A 19541-nucleotide genomic window follows, 5' to 3' on the forward strand; every position below is an offset into this window, starting at 1 on the left:
GGACGCTCCGGGTAAGATGAAGGGACTGGCAGAACGTCTCAGCAACGGGGGCGACCGTGAGCAACTACTGGGTGGTGGGGGCGTCGTGGGGCGGGGTCGATTTCCAGGACCAGAAGTGGGTGAAGCGGGGGATATGGATTCTCGGGTTCCAGAGCGGGCCGCAGAAGAAGCGAGCGAAGCAGATGGAGGTGGGCGACCGCATCGCCATCAAACGGAACTCCGGCGGAAAGAACCCGGACGGGAGCATCACGATACTGCACCTCGGGATCATCACCGACGTGAAGGTGGTGGAGAAGCGGGTGATGTGCGACGTCACTTGGGTGACGACCGATCTTGACCGGGCCATCCCCGACGGGAAGGGCTGCTACCAGTCGGTTCACGGGCCGTTCAAGAACGATGCGTGGGTGCGGAAAGTCTTCTGCCTGTGAAGGACTCGAATAACACCAAGAGGGCCGAACCATGTTCAGTACACACGAAGGAAGCTACGAGTGCCCGCACTGCAAGGCGAAGTACGACGTGACCTTTACCCGCTACCCGAGCAAGGACAACGACTGGTACATCTGCGACTCTTGCGGGAAGAAGATCGAGTGGAACGACACCCACTCGCCCGGGAACTTCCGCCTCCGGTCGGACAACAAGGGGCGAAGGGCGACACCTCCAATCAGTAGCGAGAACGGCCCCGGCGTCGGTGGATCAGCCGGGGCATCGTGAAGGTCGTTCACTTCACGAGTCGCAGCAGGGCATCGTGAAGGTCGTGTTCCGGGGCATCGTGAAGGTCGTTCTCACGCCGCCATCAACTCCACCTTGTCCACCGGAACCCCCAGTTCCTCCAGCAGGGCCAACACGTCGCCCTGAACGCCCAGCCGCCCGGCCGCCTCCAGGACGATGGCCGCCTTCAGCGTCAGGCCGCCCGCCTTCGGCTTCCTGGTCACCTTGTCCTTGCCCGTGGCCTCGTCGTTCTTCTTGCCGGTCTTCTTCCCGTTCCGCACGCTCGCCAGGAACTCCGGCAGCGTCAGGTTCACGAGGTTGTCGGCCTCGAACTTGTCCCAGTCCCGAGCTACCACCATGTAGTTAGTCGCCGTGCGGGAGCCGAAAGGGAAGTTCGCCTCCACCCACTCGTTGAACTGCCCCCGCCGCTTGAACGACTTCTTCGCCGTGTCCAGCAGTTCCCCGAGTGCCTTTGCACGGGTCAGCGTGTGGCGGACGGCGTGGGTCAGTTCGGTGTGTGCGGCGGAAATCTGCGAGACCAGGGCGGTTAGGTCGGTCAAGGCACGGTCCTCCGGGGTTAGGGTTGTCGCCCGGATTCGTACTGTGGGTCAGGTCGTGTTGAGTTTCGGCCTGAATTTGGGAAACTGGTTTCCTGAACTCGCCCGCCGCCTCGTGGTGCTCGGCGTGGAACCCGACACTCCGGCGTACCAGGGCCAACGACTCGCCCGACAACTCGGCCACCCGGCTCGACGACACCGCCGCCGCGATCGCCGCGGGGCACTTCGCCGAGCAGTTCGCCAGGCTTAAAAAGGAGGAACACGAGCGGGGGGCCGGGGCGCGCGACGTCGGTGAGAGCGGCGACGGACTCGCGGACGAGATGGCGGCACTAAGGGCCGCGGGCCGGGCCGTGACCGGTGCCCGAACGGAGGTGGGGGAACTCCGCGACGCGGCCGCGGCCCTGGGGATGGGGCCGGGCTCGCCCGGCAGCAACGACCCGCGGGCCATCGCCGAACTCTACAAGCGGGTCCGCAACGACCCGGCGCTCCGGCGGATCAGCGAACTCGCGGGGCGGTTCCGGCGGGTCGCCGCGAGCCGGCAGCGGCGGAAGGTCACGCACGGCCTGGACGACGTGGTGGGCGTCGAGCCGGGCGGCGACGTCGGCCGGCTGCTCCCGGCGGAACTGGTCCGGCTCGCGGACCCGGACCTGGAACTCGACGCCCTGCGCCGCATCGTGGAGCGCCAGGCCGTGTGCCGGGAGCATCACGCGATCGAGCCCGTGGGCAAGGGACCGATCCTCGTCGTGACCGACGAGAGCGGGTCGATGGAGGGGGCCAAGGCGCACACCGCCAAGGCCCTCGCCCTGGCGCTGGCGTGGGTGGCCCGACAGCAGCGGCGGTGGGCCGGGCTCATCGCGTTCTCCGGGGGAAGTGGTGAGCGGCTCCTCGCATTGCCGCCGGGCCGGTGGGACGAGGCCGCCCTGTGTGACTGGCTGTCGGCGTTCATCGGCGGCGGCTCGGACCTCGACGTGCCGATCCAGGAACTGCCCCGGATGTACAAGGAGATCGGTGCCCCGCCGGGGGAGACCGATCTGGTGATCCTGACCGACGCGAAGTGCCGCATTTCCCCAGAAACCCAAAACCATTTTTTGGAGTGGCGGGCGGCGGCCCGGGTGCGGGCCGTGGCCCTGGTGATCGGCAGCGCCCCGGGCGACCTGGAGGGCGTGTGCGACGAGGTCCACCGGGTCACCGCCCTCGACCCCGCGGGCGACGCGGTCGGCCGCGTCCTCTCGCTCTGAGCACCGCCCACTGCGGTTCGCTCGCGACCCGGCGGCCCGCCGGGTCGCTTCGTTTTCACTCTCACATCACACGGAGGCCCGTTCCATGACGACCGCGACCGCTCCCCGACCGTTCCCCGTGGCCGCCGGCACCCGGCTCCTCGGCGAGGTGATCTCGTGGACCTGTTCCGGGGTGAGCGTCACCCACGCGGCCCTGGTGGCCGCCCTGGCCGACGCCGCGTTGGACGAGGGCGTGGCCCGAAACTCGCCCCGCGGCACGCGTTCACCCGGGCGTGCAAGAAGCTCAGCGACCAGCGGATCATCCGCCAGGTGGCCGAGGACGAGGCGTGCGTGAGGTTCCAGTTCACGGCCGAGAGCCGGGACGGGGACCACTTCGCGTACACCCTGGAGACGCTCCTCACCCTGGACAAGCGGACCGGCACGGTCACCTGCGACCTGCCCGGCCTGGCGACCCTGGCCCAGGAGGAACTGGACCGGGCCATCGACGCCCGCAGCGGGGCCGACGTCACCCGCGTGATCCAGAAGCTGTTCGACCGGCACGCGGACCTGTTCCCGGTGCGCACGCAGGGCGGGGTCTACTTCACGCCGATCCGCCACGCCGCGTTCGTGGGCCAGGTGCAGGCCATGCTCGGGCGGCTCAACGGCCAGATCCTCCGGTTCCCGGTCCCCGCGGGCACCCCCGAGGGGGACCGGTCGGTCCGGGACGCGGTGGCGTCCGGGCTCGCGGCCCTGGTCGACGAGCACCGCCGGGCCGTGGCCCAGTTCGGCGGGGACACCCGCGGGGACACGCTCATTCGGGCCGCCGAGAGGATCCGGGCCACCCAGTTCAAGGTCCAGAGCTACGCCGAGTACCTGCTCGACGAGAAGTCGAAGCTGGACGGCGAACTCGCCGCGGCCCGGGACGAGTTGCGGCTCAAGGTCGCGCGGCTCGCCGAGCCCGTCGCGACCGCGTGACGGGTGTCACGTCCCCCGCCGGGCCGCAGCGTGCGGTCCGGCCCACTCCCCAGATCCCCCGGAGCCCGAGATGCCCACCGCCGTGACCGGTGCCCGGACCCGCACCGTGCTGTTCGTGTCGACCCCGGCCCTGTGGCCCGCGTGGCCGTTCCTCCCGGTGGTGCGCCGCGCCGCCGGGGCCGAGGAACTGGGCGTCGTGTTCGACGCGTGGGCCGTGTGCGGGGCCACCGGGTTCTCCGCGTGCGTGTTCAGGACCAACCTGTTCGCCCTGCCGCCCACGGTCGCCGCGCTGCTGGACCTGCCCCGCGAGGCCTACGACTCGGCCGAGGAGTTGTTCGACCGCGGGTGGCGGATCGACTGATACCGAATCCGGCTGATGCGTAACCCTCTCCAACGGTGGGAGGGTACACCATGAAGCGACTACCTGTCGTTGAGCACCTGACGCCCGAGGAGATCGACCGCCGCTACCGCACCTGCACCGACGCGGCCGAGAAGAGCCGGTGGCACGTGCTGTGGCTGGTCACCCGGCCCGACCACCCGCTCTCGGCCACCAAAGCGGCGAAGGTGGTTGGGTTCACACCGGCGTGGGGGCGGGCCATCCTCAAGCGGTACAACGCACACGGCCCCGACGCCCTCCCCGACGGGCGTCGGGGCAACGGGACCGACCCCAAGCTGACGCCCGAGCAACGGGCCGAGCTGTTCGCGGCACTCCAGGCCGAGCCGCCCGACGGCGGGCTGTGGAGCGGGCCGAAGGTCGCGACCTTCGTGAAGGACCGGTTCGGGGTGGAGGTGTGGCCCCAGACCGGGTGGCAGTGGCTCAAGGATCTGGGGTTCCGGCTGGTCGTCCCGCGCCCCCGGCACCCCGAGGCGGCCTCCGCCGAGCAGCAGCGGGTGTGGCTTTGACGGCCTGCGAGCGCGGCTGGCCGACTTGCGTCAGAAGCACCCCAGCCGGGAGGTCGAACTGTGGTGCGAGGACGAGGCGCGGCTCGGGCTCAAGCCGATCGTCCGGCGGGTGTGGGCGTTGAAGGGGACGCGACCGACGAGCAACGGGCGGCACAAGTTCGAGTCGGTGTTCGTGTACGGGCTCGCCCACCCCAGGAGCGGGCGGAGCCGGTTCCTGGTCCTTGCGAAGGCCAACGCCGAGTGCATGGGGCAGGCGCTGGCGGACTTCGCCGGGTGGGCCGACCCGGAGGGCCGGAAGTTGCTGGTCGTGATTCTGGACGGTTCGGGCGGCCACACGGCCAAGGGGTTAAAGGTGCCGCCCAACGTGGTGCTGCACCGCCAGCCGAGTTGCACGCCCGAGTTGCAGCCGGCCGAGCACCTCTGGCCGCTGATCCGGGAGGGTTCGGCCAACCGGGTGTTCGACACGCTACCGAAGCTGACCGAGGTGCTGACCGCACGGTGCCAGTGGCTCACCGACCACCCGACGGTTGTCGGGGGAGCCGTCGGGTTCCACTGGGCCGTCGCCGCCTGATGGTTACGGATCAGCCAGACTTGGTATGAGACCGATGTTGCCACCCCCAGGAGGAGGCATGATCCTGTTCACCCGTGCGGACGCACGGGACTTCCGCGTTCTGTTCGGGCGGTGCGTCGCGGGCCGCCCCCGGGGGCCGGCCCCGCCCGTCGTGGTCCGGGTCCGGGCCGGCGTCCGCACGCTGGCCGCGACCACGGCCGCCGGCGTCACCCTGACCCACGCTACCCCGGCCCCGGACGAGCCCGACGACGTGGTGGTCGTGCCGGCGGCGGTGCTCGCCGGGGCCGAGGGCAATGCCGACGGGGCCGTCTCCATGGACCGCGGCACAAAACTGACCGGCGTGGTGCGGTGGACCTGCGGAACCGGGCCGCGGACCCTCCCCGTGGACCTGGTCCTGCCGGGCCGGCAGCACGAGGTTCCCGCCCCGCCCGCGGCGGCGGCCGTGGCTCCGGACGTGCTCGCCGCGCTGCACGCGTGCGGGCGGGCGGCCGCGAGGGAGAGCGGCCGGTTCGCGCTGTCCCGGGTGCAACTCCAGGGGCGGCACGGCCGCGTCGTCGGGACCGACGGCAAGGTGGCCCTGCTCTGGGGCGGGTTCACGCTCCCGTTCGCCGACGACGTGCTGGTCCCGGCCCTGCCCGTGTTCGGGGCCAAGCCGCTGGCCGGCCCCACAACTGTCACGCTCGCGCGGACCGCGGCGCACCTGGTCGTCGCGGCCGGGCCGTGGGCGGTGTGGCTCCCGACCGACGCGGGGGCGAGGTACCCCGACGTCGCCGGGGTGGTGCCGCGGGACGCGGCCGCCACGGTCCGCATCGACCCGGCCGACGCGGCCGCGCTGCTACCGGTCCTGCCCGGACTGCCCGGCGGGGACCGGGACGTGCGGCCCGTGACCCTCGACGCCGATCGGGGCGTGCGCGTTCGCGGGTGGGCCAGAGAGGGCGAGCAGGCCGGGGAGACGCGGGAGGTGGTGCTGGAGCGCTCGACCCACTCCGGTGCCCCGGTCCGGGTCGCCCTCGACCGCCGGGTGCTGGTCCGAGCCCTGGCCCTCGGGTGCCGCACCGCCCTCTTCAGCCCCGACCGGCCCGTCGTCTTCGCGGGCGGCGACCGCACCCTGCTCGCGGCCCCGCTCGACCCCGCACTGCTCGCCCCGCCCACTACGACTGCTTCCGAGTCCCCGACCCTTCCCACCCGATCCGAAAGGAGCCCGCCCGTGAAGGCCGAACCCACCGGCCCCGCCCCGCCGCGGGGCGACCCGCCCGAGCCCCTGGACCTGGCCGAGGACCTGCGGGCCGCCCTGGCCGGGGCCGCGGGCCTCGCGGCCCGGCTCGTGTCGGCCCTGCGCCAGGGGAAGAGGGAGAAGAAGGTGCTGTCCGCGCTGATGACCAACCTGAAGCAACTCCACCTGGGGGGCGCGCCGTGAGGGCCATCGTCACCACCCGCTGCCACCGGCTCGCCGACGCGCTCGGCGACCTGAAGGTCAAGGTGCGGACCGCGCTGGCGACCGAACTGGCCCACGCGGTCGGCACCGCGGTCCGCGACGTACTGGCCGCGGCCCTCGTGGACCGCCTGGTCGCCCCGCCGCGGGCGGGCGCGGCGCGTGCCCCCGCGGCCCGGTCGACGGTGCGGAGGGGCGACGCGGACGCCGACCGCGAGTTCGACGCGTGGGGCGACCCCCGGGACGCGTGGGACGACCCCGACGCGGACGACCGCCCCCGCGCCCCGGCCCGGTCCGCCCGCGGCGAACCCGAGGAGGACGACCCCGTGCCCACCGTGCCGGCCGCCGCGGCGGTCGCCGTCGGGGTGAACGTGGGCCGGTGGTGGCTCGCGCGGCACGGGACCGTGCCCGCGGCCGTCGGACTCGGGGTGCTGGCCGCGGGCCTGGGGCTGGCCGGCGGCCCCGTCGCCCGGGCCGCCCTCGCGGTCCTGGCCGCGGCCGCCGACGTCCTCGCCGCCGAGACCGCCCTCGCCCGCACCGGCCCGTCCTGACCTGTTCCTGAACCGTTCCTGAACCGTACCCGCCGCTCCTTCTTCCCCGCTCGTTCCGCGGCCGCTCCCGGTGCCCTGTGCCGGCCGCCGTCACACGCACCGGGAAGCGGGAGCGGCCGCTCCCCGATCCGCACTCACCCGAACCGAACCCACCACCCCCAACGGAGGACACCCCCGTGACCGCGACCGCAACCGTGAACGGCAGGCCGCCGCGCAAGCAACTGGCCGACCAACTGGACCGCCTCGACTCGATCATCGACGCCCTGGCCGAGGGCCTCAACGGGGCCGTCGCCGACGCGGCCCGCGAGGGCACCCGCCTGGCGGTGAAGGACGCCATCATCGAGATCATGACCAATCCCGAACTCCGGGCGCTGCTCGTGCCCCACGCGGCCCCGCCCGTGCCCGCTCCCGTGCCCAGAGCAACCGACGCACCGGCTCACCCCAAGAAGCCGGGCCTGTGGGGCCGCATCACGGCCAAGGTCGCCTCGGCCCGGGCCGCCGCCGTCGCGGCGGCCACCACGGTCCAGACGGCGGTCGCGGCGAAGGTCGCGGCGGTCACCACCGCGGTCGCGGCGCTGGGGGCCGCGGCCGGGGAGCCGCTCCCGGTCCGCCGGGCCGTGGGGGCCGCCCTCGGTGTCGGGCTCGTGGTGGCGCTGGTGTGCTCCCAGGTGCCCGAGGCGGTGTCCGCGGCCGTCGCCGGGGCCGGGGCCGCGGCCGCGGCCACGACCGCGTGCGTCCGGGCCGGGGCGTGGCTCCGGCGGGCGGCCCGGCGGGTCGGCCTGCTGCGCTGACCCCCGGCGGCGGGCGGGGCGGGGTCGCGTGTTGGCGCGGAAGGGGAAGCCGGCCGGTCCCGGTGCCCGCCCCGAGCGGGTGCCCCAGCCCGTGCGGTTCCCCCGTTCCGCGCCGCCGCTCCCCCGCCCCGCCCGCCGCTCTTCCTCCTTCTGCCCGCACCCCGAACCTGGAGGGGACCGTGGTCCTCCTCGTTGCGCTCGTGATCTTCGCGTTCCTGGCCTGGGCGACCTGGGCCGTCTCCGTGGCGTGCTACGGGGCCACGGTCGGCGACCCGGCCGACCTGACCGCCGACCCGAACTACCCGACCGCGTCCGGGTGGGCCGTCGCCGCGGTCACGGTGACCAGCTTCGTCCCGTTCCCGTTCGGCTACGTCGCGGCGCTGGTCGCGTGGGGCGTGGCGGTGTACGACGGCCTGTCCCTCTCGGGCGGCCGGACCGCGCTCCTGTTCGCGTACCTGGCCGGGTGGTCGGTCGTCACCCGGCTCGTCGTCCTGGGCGTGCTCAGCGTCGTCTGACTCTGGCCCGTTCCGGCCCCTCCATCCCCCGTGGTCGTTGAAATGGCGTACTTCATCGCCAGCGTCGTGATCTGGCTCCTGGTGTGGTGAGGCGGCCTTCCGAACCCCAGCCGCCGGAGGGAACCCGATGGCGAAGCACAAGACCGTTCTACTCGACGAGATCCACGTCACCGTCCGCGTCCCCGGCGACCTGCCCGAGGGCGCGGCCAACGTGGTTCGTGAAGTGCTGGTCGGCGACAAGTTCATGAGTCAGTTGCGGCGGGCCGTCCGCGCCGTCGTGCGGGCCGAGCCCGAGTTGAACGTGGCCCGCGTGTCCCTGAGCCGTTGAACCGGCGGTGTGACCTGGTCCGAATCCCGCCGCACCTTCCCCAAATGGAGAAGGTGCGGCCCGGTTGTGCCCGTTCGCCTCGCACCGGCGGGACTCGGCGAGTCTCTCTTTTACCTATCGGGGCGCGGGGGCCCGATCCGGCTCGCGAGCCCCCGCTCAATCCAGCGGTGGGAACACCGCGAAGCACGCCCCCTCGTCGGGCCGACACGCCTCGATCGCCCGGAGGATCAGTTCGACCACGCTCGTGTGGTCGTGCCCCGTTCGCTCGCACTGCTCGATCGTCAGCGCCAGCCCCTCGATCCGGTTCACTTCTTCGACCGCGGCCGACGCCTCGGCGAACTCGGCCCGCAGCCGCTCCACCTTGCTCGTCTTGAAGAACCACGGGTCCGTGACGTCGAGCAGGCGGTCCCGCAGCGACTCGAACACGTCGCTCGCCGTGACCCGGGTCGACTTCTCCAGCACCCCGGCGTGCCCGGCCTGTCGGCACAGTTCGGCCAGCACGTCGAGGGTGATCCCGTGCCCCGACAGGGCCGGCATGAGGAACGTACCCGGCTTCTCGCCCACGGTGCGGCGGAAGACGGCCCTGGTGTGCTCGCGGATGGACGGGAGGCCGAACCGGAGTGCTTGCACGGCCGAACCGGGCTCCCCGAGCCGCGTGTGGGCCGCGGCCTGGCCGAGGGTCGATACGGTCAAGTGGCGCGCCAGCACCCACTCCGTGTGCGGGTTGCGTGAGCCGAGGCCGCCGCGGAGCAGTTCGACGTACTTGGCCATGCTGTCCGTCAGGTTGTTGATCGCCTGGCGGAACAGCGCGTCGGCCCGGTCGGGGGCGGCCGCCTGGGCGTCGAGGGCCGATTTCAGCTTGATGAGGCCCGCACTCATCTCCCCGCGGAACCCGGCGTGCATCGTCTCCTTGATCTCCTGCACCTCGGCCTCCAGGCGCTTCAGCCGCTCGGTGAGCCGGGCGAACTGAAACGCGATGTGCGCCTGCGACAGGGCCGCGACCCCCAACCCGACCATCGTCAGCGACGTGAGGACACCGACCGCCTGCCCGACGTGCCCGACTGCTTGTCCGACGCCGACGACCGCGGCCGAGATCCCGTCGAGCTGCGTGGTGTGCTGGTGGAGCAACCCGATCACCTCCTGTCGGTCGGCGTTCTGGGCCACGAGCGCCGACCCGATGCGGTCGAGGGACGAACTCGGATCGGTGATCGCGGCCATCACGGGTCGGGCGATCCGTGCCGCGGCGTCCCCGAGTTCGCCGCTGTGCGCGAGCAGCCAGGAGGCGATGTTCGGGCCGTACGCTCCGGCGAAGGCGAGCAAGGGGTACATGGGGAACCCGAACGGAATGGTTGTGAGTGTGTGTGCCGCACTCGCCGGCGAGCCGCCCCTCGCGAACCCGCGTGCGGACCGCCCGACGACACGACGCGGCCGGCGCTTACGGGGTCGTCGAGGACCTGTTCCGCCATGACTCCCGAACGGCCGCCCCCGCGGCGAACAGGATGCCGAGCACAACGATCCCGCCCCAGCCCACCGCGTCCCTCAGCCGGTCGAACATGTCCTCCCACTTCGTCTTGACCCGGGTGACCGGCTGCGGGGGCCGGGCCGACGGACCGGGCGGGTGCTGGCGGTACGACCGGTCCGTCGGGGCCGCGCCCGGGGCGGGCGCTTGGGGCCGCGCGAGCGCGGCCCGGTGCTCGTCCACCAGGGACACCGGGCCGGGCAGCGACGCGCCCTCGACCCCGGTGAGCACCGCGTCGTCCGCCTTCCACCCGTCGGACTTCACCACGACGAAGTGGCCCTCGACGCGGACCCGCCGCCCGGCCTCCGGGACGAACGTCGTGCCCTTGAACCCGACCAACTTGGTGTCGGGCCGCGGCCCGTCGACCTCCTGGGTCCACTCGGACGCGTCGTTCGGGTCGAGGGCGCTCTTGTCGGCGAACAGGGCGTCGAGGAGCGGGTGCATCCGGGGGGTCGCGTACTTCTTCGCCTCGGCCGCGGTCTTCGCGTCGTCCAGCTTCTTGCACACCTCCGTGGCGGTCGCCGGGCGGATCTGCGCCCAGACCCAGGACGCCCCGTACACGCCCCCCGCGATCAGGAGCAGCACGACGGCGGCACCGACGAGTTCGTACTTCGCGGCGGCGGGTGCGGGCGGGGCCGCGGGCGCAGCCGGGGGCGGCACCGGCGGACTCGGCGCGAGCGGTGCCGGCGGACCGGCAGAGGACGGGTGGGGCGGCAGCGGCCCCGGGGCGGCGCGTTCCGCCGGTACACCGGCGGGCGCAGTTGCCCCGGGAGCCACCGGGCCGAGTCCCGGGGTCCGCACCACCGGGAGCCAGGTGCTCCCTCCGACCGGGCACGCCGGCGTCTGCCACGTGGCATCGCCGGCGGCGATCCGCGCGTGGACCTGGCCGACGGTGAACGGGCCGGTCGGCACGTCGCCGGTCAGGAGCCAGAACGGGTCCGCGGGCGGCACGGGGTCGGGCATCGGTGGGCACCGGGTTGGGCCGGAATGTCACTCATCGTCGATACACTTATAGGCTACAGATCGCCACGATCGCCGCAATGGGGAAGCGGCGAGCAAGGCCCGACGTGCGCGAGCGGTTCGGGACCGCGGTGAAGTTCCGGCGCGAGGAGCTGGGGCTGACCCAGGAGGACCTGGCCGACAAGGCCGGCATCCACCGCACCTACCTGAGCGACGTGGAGCGGGGCACCCGCAACCTGAGCCTGGTGAACATCGAGAAGGTGGCCGCGGCACTCGCGGTCACGATGGCGAAGCTCTTCGAGGCGGTCGAGCGGGAGTAGCCCGGCCGCCCCGCCGCGCCCCCCCGGTCCCGACCGGGTCCGAGTGACCGAGTCGAACACGCGCCCGAGCGGTCGTGCCGGACGCTCCCGGAATCCGGACCCGCAAAATGGTGTTCCATCGCGAAAGATCGGTTACGATGACAGGGAGCCCGCGTCCTTCCCGCCTCCCGCCGACGCCCTGATCCTCACCCGCCGCCCTCGCACCGTGCGGACCCGTCCCCCGCGCCGACCGAGAGCCCCGACCCCCGCAGCAACGCGTCATGCGTCTGACCCCCACCCTCCACCTGGTCGTGAGCGCGATCGCCGTGCCGGTCGCGTCCTTCGTGCCGCTGCTCGCCCCCGCGGCCGCGGCCCAGGACGCCCCGTCCGAGGCGCGACGCGCCCGGGTGAACGAGACCTTCCGCACCAAGGTCGTCCCGTTCCTCAAGGCGTACTGCATGGACTGCCACGGCAACAACAACAAGCGGAAGGGGGGCATCGACTTCGCGAAGATGGTCCAGCGCCCGGCGGACGGGCGGTTCCGGAGCGCCTGGCAGGTCTCCCTCGCCCAGGTGCGCGAGCAGGCCATGCCGCCGGAGGGCACCGCCAGGCAGCCCACCGAGGCGGAGCGGCGGGAGTTCGCCGAGTGGGTCGGGACGGTCAAGTACCTCAGCCCGGTGGACCCCGGGCCGTTCGTCATCCGCCGGCTCACCAAGGTCGAGTTCGGCAACACCCTCCGCGACCTGTTCGGGGTCGACCCCGCGGTCGTCGCGGGCCTCCCCGACGACGTCCCGGGCGAGGGGTACCTCAACACGTTCTCGCCGCTGCAGACCGAGCAGTACCTCGCCGTCGCGAACGCCGTGCTGGACCGGGTGCTGGGCCCGAAGGACGCCCCGCCGACGGAGGTGCAGAAGACGCTGTTCGGCGAAACCCCGCCCGAGGGCAAGGCGCGTGAGGCGGCCGCGGCCGTGGCCCGCACCCAGGCCCGCCGCGCGTTCCGCCGCCCCGCGACGGACGAGGAGGTCGAGGCGCTGCTGAAGGTCTTCGACCTGGCCCAAGCGAACAAGCTCACGTACCCGGAGTCGCTGCGGCTCGTGCTCAAGGCGGTCCTCGTGTCGCCGCAGTTCCTCTTCATCACGCCCGCCAAGGCCGCCGAGGCCGGCAAAACCATCGTTCCGCTGGACGACCACCAGCTCGCGTCCCGGCTGTCGTACTTCCTCTGGGCCACGATGCCCGACCCCGAACTGGCCGCCCTCGCGGACAAGGGCACGCTGCACGAACCGGAGGTGCTCCGCGGGCAGGTGAAGCGGATGCTCGCCGACCGACGCTCGCGCGCGCTGTTCGACGGCTTCGGGTCGCAGTGGCTCGGGGTCGGGACGCTCGCGACGAAGCCGTTCGACGCCAAGAAGTTTCCACTGGTGACCCCGGAGATGCGGGCGGCGATGTACGACGAGGCGCGGCTGTTCTTCGACAGCATCGTTCGGGAGAACCGCAGCGTCGTGGGCTTCGTCGACAGCGACTACACGTTTCTGAACGGCACGCTCGCCCCGCTGTACGGCCTGGAGAAGACCGTCACGGGGCCGGAGATGCGGCGGGTGAAGCTCGCGGACGGCAACCGGGGGGGCGTCCTCGGCATGCCCGGCGTTCTGGCGGTGACGTCGTTCCCCGAACGGACGAGCCCGGTGAAGCGCGGCGTGTGGGTGCTCGAACAGCTCCTGGGCCAGCACGTGCCCCCCGCCCCGGCGAACGTCCCGACGCTGGAGAAGCAGAACCCGAAGCAGGTGGCGACCCTGACGCTGCGGCAGCGGACGGAGCTGCACCGCAAGAACCCGACCTGCGCCAGCTGCCACAAGGTGCTCGACCCCATCGGCTTCGGCCTCGAAAACTTCGACGCCGTCGGCCGCTGGCGCGACACGGACGATTCGGGCGGGCCGATCGACGCCGCCGGCGAGTTGCCCGGCGGCAAGCGGTTCTCGACGCCGAAGGAACTGAAGGCCATCGTCGCCGGCCGCAGGGACGAACTCGCCCGGAACCTTACCGAGAAGTTGCTCGCGTACGCGCTGTGCCGCCAGCTCGAAGGGTACGACGAGATCGTCGTCGACGGCGTGATGGGCCGCCTCGCCCGCGACAACTACGGCATGCAGTCGCTCGTCGTGGAAGTCGTCACCAGCTACCCCTTCCTGAACCGCCAGGTTGCGCCACCCAATGCCAAGTAACCACCTGCTCGACCGGCGGACGTGTCTCCGGGGCCTCGGGGCGTCGCTCGCCCTGCCCCTGCTCGACTGCATGGGGTGGGCCGAGCCCGGGGCGAAGCCGGCCCGGCCACCGGTGCGGCTCGGGTTCATGTACATGCCGCACGGCGTGATCGGGAGCGAGTTCTGGCCCAGGTCGCCGGAGACGTTCCTGACCGCGCCGCCGCCCGTGCTCGAGCCCCTGAAGCCGGTGCTCGACCGGTGCCTCGTGGCCAAAGGGATCTCCGGGGTGCCGATCGCCCCGTTCAACGGGGCACCGCACGCCCTCGAACTGTCCACCTGGCTCACCGCCAAACTGCCCGACGCGGCCACGCGCAACAAGATCAACATCGGCATCTCCGCGGACCAGGTCGCCGCGAACTACGTCGGCCACCTGACCGCGCTGCCGTCGCTCGAATTGGCGACGATGCCGCAGACGCACAAGGAGAACCAGGAGGGGCTGAACGAGGGGTACTACACGCACTGCAGCTTCAGTTCGGCGAAGCAGGCCCTGCCCGCGGAGATCAACCCCCGCGCCGTGTTGAACCGCCTCTTCGGCAAGACCACCAGGGCGGACCAGCCCGCGCGGGTCGACCCGCTCGACGGGAAGATGCTGGACCTGGTCCTCGACGGTGCCCGCGACCTGCGGCGGCGGCTGCCCAGGGGGGACCAGGACAAGCTCGACGAGTACCTCGACAGCGTGCGGTCGGTCGAGCGCCGCATCGCCGCCATCGAGCACCGCCAGAAGGAAGCGGCCCAGGCGAAGTCCGGCGTTCCCGCGAGCAAGAACAAGTCGTCCGACTCCCCGCCGATCGAGATCAAGATCCCCGAGGGCGACAAGCGCAGCGAGTACATGGACGTCATGTGCGACCTGAACGTGCTGGCCTTCCAGGCCGACGTCACGCGGGTCAGCACGTACATCGGGTCGACGCCGAACGGGGTGTCGTACCCCGAACTCGGGTTCAGCGGCGAGCACCACTCGTACACGCACCACGGGAACAAGGAGGAGCCCAAGGGCCGGGTCGCGGCCATCACCGCCTTCAACGTCGCCCGGTTCGCCACCATGGTGAGGAAGATGGCGGCCCTGCGAGAAGGGGACGGCACCCTCCTCGACAACTGCATCATGATGTGGGGGTCCGGGCTGGAGGACGGGGACCGGCACAGCCGGGACAACCTCCCGTTCGTCCTCGCCGGGGGCGGCGGCGGGGCGCTCAAGACGGGCCGGTTCCTGACCGGGATCAGGGCCAACCAGGGCGACCTGCTCACCACCCTGCTCGGGTGCGTGGGCGTCCCGCTGGACCGCCCGCTGGGCATCGCGACCGGGCAGATCAAGGAACTCACGGGCGCGTAGTCCGCCCGCTGGAATCGACTCGGCGGTCGCGCCCCACGCTGGCGGCCGGTGAGTCTCGTCGGTGCGGGCCGCGACGGCCGACGGCCCCGCGTCCGCCCCCCTGCGGTCGCGGCCCACACCGAGACGGCCTACGCCACCGCGGTCGTGCCCGCGGCGGCCGGGGCCTACTTCGCCCGGACCTGCGCGAGGAGCGGCGTGTCCTCGCCCGGCAGCCGCCACACCCACTCCCACCACTTCGCCGAGAGCGTCTTCCGCTCGGACACCACCCCCAGGGCGGCCTTGGCCCGCTCCAGGGTCCGGAACGCCACGCACGACTCGGCCGCCTGCACCCGCACGTCCCGGGCGCGGCACGGACCCTCCGCGAGGATCAGGTACAGCACCTCCGCCGCCTCCCGCCGCTTCGAGGCCTCCGCGTCCCCGCCCCCGGCCAGGTCGCGGGCGGTGACCGCGACCTCGCCGAGCCACTCCGCGACCACCTGGCCGCCGGACAACACCGTCCGGTAGGCCCACGTCGCGCCCCCCGCGAGGTTCGTCTTGGTCTGCACGAGCAGGTGGCGGTGCGGGTCCGCCGACGCCGGGTCGGCCGTGGCCAGGAGCCCCGACCGGGCCGCGGCGACCCGGGCGATGCTGCCGGCCCCGCGGTGCAGGAGGCTCCCGCCGCCCGACTTGTGCAGGTGCCGCACCACCACCACGGCCAACTCGTACTCCGCGGCGAGTTCGGCCAGCGGCCGCAGCGCGTCCCGGACCGACCTGTCGGCGTTCGGGTTGCACGCGATCAGGGCCGTCGCCGGGTCGACCACCACCAACTTCGCCCCGACCTGCTGGACCGCGGTGCGGACCAGTTTCAGGTCCGCCGGCAGCCTCAGCGGGGCGTCGCCGAACGCGGCCGGGTCGTACACGAACACCCGGTCCGGGTCGGCGTCCGCGGCCTGGAGCACCGGCTCGACCGTCGCCGCCGCGTCGTCCTCCGCCTGGAGCAGCACCACCCCGGCCGGCGGGCGGGCCGCGGTCTCGCCCGGCAGGGGCCGCCCCCGGGTGACCCGGGCCGCGAGGTCGTACACGATCCGGCTCTTGGCCCGGCCGGGGTCGCCCGCCAGGTCGGTGATGGCCCCTGCCGGGATGCGGCCCGTCCACACCCACTTCTGCGCCCTCTCCGAGACCTCCGTCAACCTGGTCAGCGTGCGCTCGCTCATCGCACCCACTCCGTCGTCGTGCGCCTCGTGCCGGCCGAGCCCGCCACGACCGCCACCGGGCGGGTTGGCGGCCTCGGCGGTCTCGGCCGGCGGCGTCCCGGGCCGGGGGCGAAGGTGCCCCCGGCCCATCTCTCACGGGCGGCCCGAAGCGATCACGCCCGGAGCGCCGTCAGCCACTCCCCCGTCGTGAGCCCCAGCCGGCCCAGCACCCGCTGGATCTCGGCGGGGAACACCTCCCGGTTGGTGCGGTGCCGGCCGAGCACGTACTTCCGGTAGCCGGGCCGGTACACCGACACCTCGCTCCCCTTCGACCCCCGGACCTCGCACCCGAGGTGCTCCAGGGTCCGCCAGAACCGGAGGAACCGGGCGCCCGGCACCCGGCGGCCCGGGAGCCGCTCCCCGGTCCCGCACGGGGCCTCCGGGCCGGTGGTGCCGAGGGCGGCGGCAATGATCCCCTCGCTGCCCCCGGGCGGGTCGCCCGCCGGCTCCGGGATCGGCGTCCCCCCCGGGGCGGCACCCACGCGGGCGAGGTCGATCCGGTCGTAGAAGGAGAACAGGCGGTCCCGGAAGCACTCCAACAGGGCGTAGTTCGCCGCGAGGGGCGTCGCCCCCGGGAGGTCGGCGGCGGTGCGCCACGGCGTCCTCATGTACGCCAGGAGCCCGTCGTGCCGGACCGTGTACGCCTCGGCCACGCGACGCGTCTCGATACGGGTCCGCAGGTCGCCCTCCGACGGGGCGACCAGCACGTTCCCGATCCCGTTCGCGAGGTGCCAGGTCCACGCGACCCAAACGTCGTCGGCCAGCCGCAGGGTCGTCCGGTGCGGGTGGAAGTTCCTGACGAGCAGCGGGCGCATGGCCTGGACGTCCGCCGCGAGCGAGGCGAGGCCGGACCGCAGCACGGCCCCCGTCGCGGCCGGCCGCTTGCGGTCGAACCGGGCGATGGTGTCGAGAAAGGCGGGCATCCCAGCCTCGAAGTACCCGCGGCGGGCCGCATAGTCGGCGAGGAACGCCGCCGTTCGCTCGCCCCCGGGGGGGCCGGCCGGCAAGACAGGAGCCCCTCGCCGTGGTGCACCGGGTCGCCCTTCCAGAGCAACTCGTAGCCCAGATCCGGCCCTCGGCCGACCCCGCGCGACCGCACCTCGGCCGGACCATCGCCTTCCTCCACGCCGCGGACGTCCCGTGCCTTCGCTCCCTTTTCACTGGAGTCCGTCCCACCGGGTCGAGGTTCGGTCCCGGCACGTTCCACCGCGACCGCCTCGGCACCCCACGAGAGGGGAGACGGTATCTCAGTCTCCCGACCAGTCGAGTTCGGCGACGAGCGGCAGGCGGTCGGACGGCCGGTCGGGTGATGCGAGTGTGGCGGGTCGGCACGGGCGGCGACCGGTTCGGGAACCACGCTCACCCGACGGCGGTCCGGCCGGGGTAGGGCGTGCCGTGGTGCCCGTGGGGATCGCGTGTTCGGAACGCTCCTGACGACTACGCCGCCCCTTCCCGGCGTGCCTTCGTGAGGGCACGGGGCGGTGCCGGCGGCTTGGCCGCTCGGTCACACCACGCGATCACGGCGTCCAAATCATGCCCGGCCTCCGCCTCGTCCCCCGCGGTCGTACGCCCCACGGGGTGCTCGCCCGCCCCCGCCGAGACGCCGTCCGCCAGGCGGTGCACCCTGTCCATCACGCGTGCCGGCCAGGCCGCCGCCAGCCGGAACACGACGCGGAGGACGCGGCACCAGGCGGCGAGTTGGTCGGGCGAGTTCCGGCCCGGCTCGGGGAGGGGGACCCCGGGGTACTTCGGGGCGTACCCCCGCCACGCCGACCGGAAGGTGTCGAACGCCCGCTGCCGGGCTCGGAGGTCGGCGTGCGGTGTCGCACCCCCGGTCGGGCCGGGGCGGCGGTCGTCCCAGGCGGCGTGGGCGTCGAGGACGCGGACCAGTTCGGCCGCCTGCCCGGGCGTGAGTTGCCCGGCGGCGGCCTCGGTCAGTTGGGGCATGGTGGCCTTCACGATGGAGAACGCGTCGGGACGGAGGTGTAGATCCGACCGCCGTGGTCGGTGGGGGCTCATAGCCGGCACCGGGAAGCGGGGGAAGGCGGGTTGGCACGGCGACGTGCCGATTCGGGCACGCGGGCGGTAACGGTTACAACCGCCCCGCGGCCGGCGGGGAGCAGTTCGAGGCGGGTTCGCCCGGGATTTCCTGGAAGGAGACGCCGGGCGACCGCGGGGGCGGCTTTGGCACGCCTCGTGCATTACATTCGGCGACGAACAACAGTCGGGCCGAGGTCCCCCGGCCCACCCCCCACACCCGATCGCACGTCCCCACGCCTGTCAAAGCGAGCCGGTGGCGAGAGCCACCGGCCTCTTCTTTCCACGCCCCTCGCCGTCGCGGCCGAACGGGCCTCCGGACCGGAGCGCGTCACCTCGTGACCTCGCGCTCGGGCCACGCCTCGGGCAGTTCCCCACCACCGCGCCTGTTTGGCCCGGGCTCTTTCGGACCGAGAGTGGTCAGGTTCCCTGGGCCGACGGGCTCCGTCACACCGGCACCCGCGACGCCGGTGTGTCGGAGCCCCGGGTGCGACCATCGTCTTGGGCCGGGCGGCGTCCCCGGCCCCAGCCGTTGGCCGTTCCCACACGCACGCACGTCTTCCAAACACCGTGTTCGAGGGGTGGTACGCCCCTACGTTGCCGCCCGTCGCAATCGCTCCCGCCGCGCAGGTGGGTTGAACCGGTCGTCCCGGAGTGCCGCCGGCCCGGGCGTATCGGGTGGGCGGGCACGGGGTGTGCTATACTCGCCGCTCACCGGCAGCCGGAGACCTTCACTCCCCCGGGTCGCCCACCCGCCGCCGTGCGGCGAAAGGGCGGGCCGCCCGGGGAGCGGTGTTGCCACATTCAGGGAGACGACGCGATGACCGAGGAGCAGAAGTCCGTCCTCGACGCCCTCAAGGCCCGCCAGGCGAGGACGCTGGCCGAGATGCAGTTGGCCGGCCTGGACGTCCTGCTTGACGAGGGCCTCCCGCCCCGGGGCGAGCAGTTGCACGTCGGGCGGGAGGTGTGGGAGGAGATGCAGGCGGTGCTGCCGGCCGTCGAGGAGGAGATCGACGGGGCGGAGTGAGCCGGGCGGGCCACATGTTGGGCACCGCCTCGGGCCGCCCCGGGGCGGGGTACGACGCGTCCGGCCGCAGGGGTCCGCGCCTCGGTTCCCAAGGGACAGGTCTTCTTGCTCCGCGGGGCGAGGGTCGGCCCCGCCGATGCCGCCGGGGCCGAGAACTTCACCGTCACCAGCCCCGACCTCGAACGTGGACTTGCCCCGAAGTGAGGGCGGTGCCGTCGCCGACCCGGAGAGTGCCTCAGTGGACGCGAAGTCGAAGCATAGGCTGTTGGCCCTGGCCCTAGCCCCAATGCCCTTCAGTTAAGCGGAAAGCCGGTGCCTCCTTGGTATTGTGGGGTTG

General features: G+C 72.9%; 22 protein-coding genes. 16 read left to right on the forward strand and 6 right to left on the reverse strand.

Annotated features, from left to right (window positions below):
• The first annotated feature begins 56 nt into the window (after window positions 1–56).
• On the forward strand, window positions 57–428 hold the full coding sequence (locus tag ACTIGN_RS19405) for a hypothetical protein (protein WP_439626825.1): 372 nt from the start codon (window positions 57–59) through the stop codon (window positions 426–428).
• Between the two features lie 31 nt (window positions 429–459).
• Window positions 460–711, forward strand: a complete 252-nt coding sequence (locus tag ACTIGN_RS19410) for a hypothetical protein (RefSeq protein WP_439626827.1) — start codon at window positions 460–462, stop codon at window positions 709–711.
• 71 nt (window positions 712–782) lie between these two features.
• On the opposite strand, the gene ACTIGN_RS19415 is transcribed toward ACTIGN_RS19410, so the two are convergent.
• On the reverse strand, window positions 783–1268 hold the full coding sequence (locus tag ACTIGN_RS19415; RefSeq protein WP_439626829.1) for a hypothetical protein: 486 nt from the start codon (window positions 1266–1268) through the stop codon (window positions 783–785).
• A gap of 347 nt (window positions 1269–1615) precedes the next feature.
• On the opposite strand from ACTIGN_RS19415, the gene ACTIGN_RS19420 reads away from it, so the two are divergent.
• The 10 genes from ACTIGN_RS19420 to ACTIGN_RS19465 all read left to right on the forward strand — a co-directional run bounded on the left by ACTIGN_RS19420 (window position 1616) and on the right by ACTIGN_RS19465 (window position 8548).
• Window positions 1616–2503: a hypothetical protein gene (locus ACTIGN_RS19420; RefSeq protein WP_439626831.1), complete on the forward strand. Its 888-nt coding sequence runs from the start codon at window positions 1616–1618 to the stop codon at window positions 2501–2503.
• 330 nt (window positions 2504–2833) lie between these two features.
• On the forward strand, window positions 2834–3457 hold the full coding sequence (locus ACTIGN_RS19425) for a hypothetical protein (protein ID WP_439626833.1): 624 nt from the start codon (window positions 2834–2836) through the stop codon (window positions 3455–3457).
• A 70-nt stretch (window positions 3458–3527) separates the two neighbouring features.
• Window positions 3528–3818: a hypothetical protein gene (locus ACTIGN_RS19430; RefSeq protein WP_439626835.1), complete on the forward strand. Its 291-nt coding sequence runs from the start codon at window positions 3528–3530 to the stop codon at window positions 3816–3818.
• 50 nt (window positions 3819–3868) lie between these two features.
• The gene (locus ACTIGN_RS19435) at window positions 3869–4360 is read left to right on the forward strand and encodes a winged helix-turn-helix domain-containing protein (RefSeq protein ID WP_439626837.1); all 492 of its coding nucleotides are present in this window, start codon (window positions 3869–3871) and stop codon (window positions 4358–4360) included.
• Between the two features lie 25 nt (window positions 4361–4385).
• Window positions 4386–4931 (forward strand): transposase, encoded by a 546-nt coding sequence (locus ACTIGN_RS19440; protein ID WP_439626839.1) that lies wholly within the window; start codon window positions 4386–4388, stop codon window positions 4929–4931.
• 58 nt (window positions 4932–4989) lie between these two features.
• Window positions 4990–6348, forward strand: a complete 1359-nt coding sequence (locus ACTIGN_RS19445) for a hypothetical protein (RefSeq protein ID WP_439626841.1) — start codon at window positions 4990–4992, stop codon at window positions 6346–6348.
• Window positions 6345–6914 carry a hypothetical protein gene (locus ACTIGN_RS19450; protein ID WP_439626843.1) on the forward strand — a complete coding sequence of 190 codons (570 nt, stop codon included), beginning with the start codon at window positions 6345–6347 and terminating at the stop codon, window positions 6912–6914. Before ACTIGN_RS19445 ends, ACTIGN_RS19450 begins: the two co-directional genes overlap by 4 nt.
• 176 nt (window positions 6915–7090) lie before the next feature.
• Window positions 7091–7705: a hypothetical protein gene (locus ACTIGN_RS19455; RefSeq protein ID WP_439626845.1), complete on the forward strand. Its 615-nt coding sequence runs from the start codon at window positions 7091–7093 to the stop codon at window positions 7703–7705.
• 179 nt (window positions 7706–7884) lie between these two features.
• Window positions 7885–8220 (forward strand): hypothetical protein, encoded by a 336-nt coding sequence (locus ACTIGN_RS19460; RefSeq protein WP_439626847.1) that lies wholly within the window; start codon window positions 7885–7887, stop codon window positions 8218–8220.
• Between the two features lie 127 nt (window positions 8221–8347).
• A complete protein-coding gene (locus ACTIGN_RS19465) occupies window positions 8348–8548 on the forward strand; it encodes a hypothetical protein (RefSeq protein ID WP_439626849.1) in 201 nt (66 codons plus the stop codon).
• A 156-nt stretch (window positions 8549–8704) separates the two neighbouring features.
• Here ACTIGN_RS19465 and ACTIGN_RS19470 read toward each other — a convergent pair whose 3' ends face one another.
• Both ACTIGN_RS19470 and ACTIGN_RS19475 read right to left on the reverse strand, forming a co-directional pair.
• The gene (locus tag ACTIGN_RS19470; protein WP_439626851.1) at window positions 8705–9877 is read right to left on the reverse strand and encodes a hypothetical protein; all 1173 of its coding nucleotides are present in this window, start codon (window positions 9875–9877) and stop codon (window positions 8705–8707) included.
• 106 nt (window positions 9878–9983) lie between these two features.
• A complete protein-coding gene (locus ACTIGN_RS19475; protein WP_439626853.1) occupies window positions 9984–11030 on the reverse strand; it encodes a hypothetical protein in 1047 nt (348 codons plus the stop codon).
• A gap of 77 nt (window positions 11031–11107) precedes the next feature.
• Here ACTIGN_RS19475 and ACTIGN_RS19480 point away from each other — a divergent pair, with 77 nt between their 5' ends.
• The 3 genes from ACTIGN_RS19480 to ACTIGN_RS19490 all read left to right on the forward strand — a co-directional run bounded on the left by ACTIGN_RS19480 (window position 11108) and on the right by ACTIGN_RS19490 (window position 14908).
• Entirely contained in the window at window positions 11108–11347 is a 240-nt protein-coding gene (locus ACTIGN_RS19480) for a helix-turn-helix domain-containing protein (RefSeq protein WP_439626855.1), read from the forward strand.
• Window positions 11348–11607: 260 nt separating this feature from the next.
• A complete protein-coding gene (locus ACTIGN_RS19485; RefSeq protein WP_439626857.1) occupies window positions 11608–13542 on the forward strand; it encodes a DUF1592 domain-containing protein in 1935 nt (644 codons plus the stop codon).
• On the forward strand, window positions 13532–14908 hold the full coding sequence (locus tag ACTIGN_RS19490) for a DUF1552 domain-containing protein (protein WP_439626859.1): 1377 nt from the start codon (window positions 13532–13534) through the stop codon (window positions 14906–14908). The genes ACTIGN_RS19485 and ACTIGN_RS19490 overlap by 11 nt, the downstream gene beginning before the upstream one ends.
• Before the next feature lie 164 nt (window positions 14909–15072).
• Here the strand turns inward: ACTIGN_RS19490 and ACTIGN_RS19495 are convergent, their stop codons facing one another.
• From ACTIGN_RS19495 to ACTIGN_RS19505, 3 genes are all read right to left on the reverse strand, one after another.
• Window positions 15073–16101 (reverse strand): AAA family ATPase, encoded by a 1029-nt coding sequence (locus ACTIGN_RS19495; protein ID WP_439626861.1) that lies wholly within the window; start codon window positions 16099–16101, stop codon window positions 15073–15075.
• Between the two features lie 152 nt (window positions 16102–16253).
• Window positions 16254–17063 (reverse strand): hypothetical protein, encoded by an 810-nt coding sequence (locus tag ACTIGN_RS19500; protein ID WP_439626863.1) that lies wholly within the window; start codon window positions 17061–17063, stop codon window positions 16254–16256.
• Between the two features lie 514 nt (window positions 17064–17577).
• Window positions 17578–18087, reverse strand: coding sequence for a hypothetical protein (locus ACTIGN_RS19505; RefSeq protein WP_439626865.1), 510 nt, complete (start codon window positions 18085–18087; stop codon window positions 17578–17580).
• Window positions 18088–18997: 910 nt separating this feature from the next.
• Here ACTIGN_RS19505 and ACTIGN_RS19510 point away from each other — a divergent pair.
• Window positions 18998–19204 carry a hypothetical protein gene (locus ACTIGN_RS19510; protein ID WP_439626867.1) on the forward strand — a complete coding sequence of 69 codons (207 nt, stop codon included), beginning with the start codon at window positions 18998–19000 and terminating at the stop codon, window positions 19202–19204.
• Window positions 19205–19541 lie beyond the last annotated feature (337 nt).

This window comes from Gemmata sp. (assembly GCF_051859125.1).
Lineage (GTDB): Bacteria > Planctomycetota > Planctomycetia > Gemmatales > Gemmataceae > Gemmata.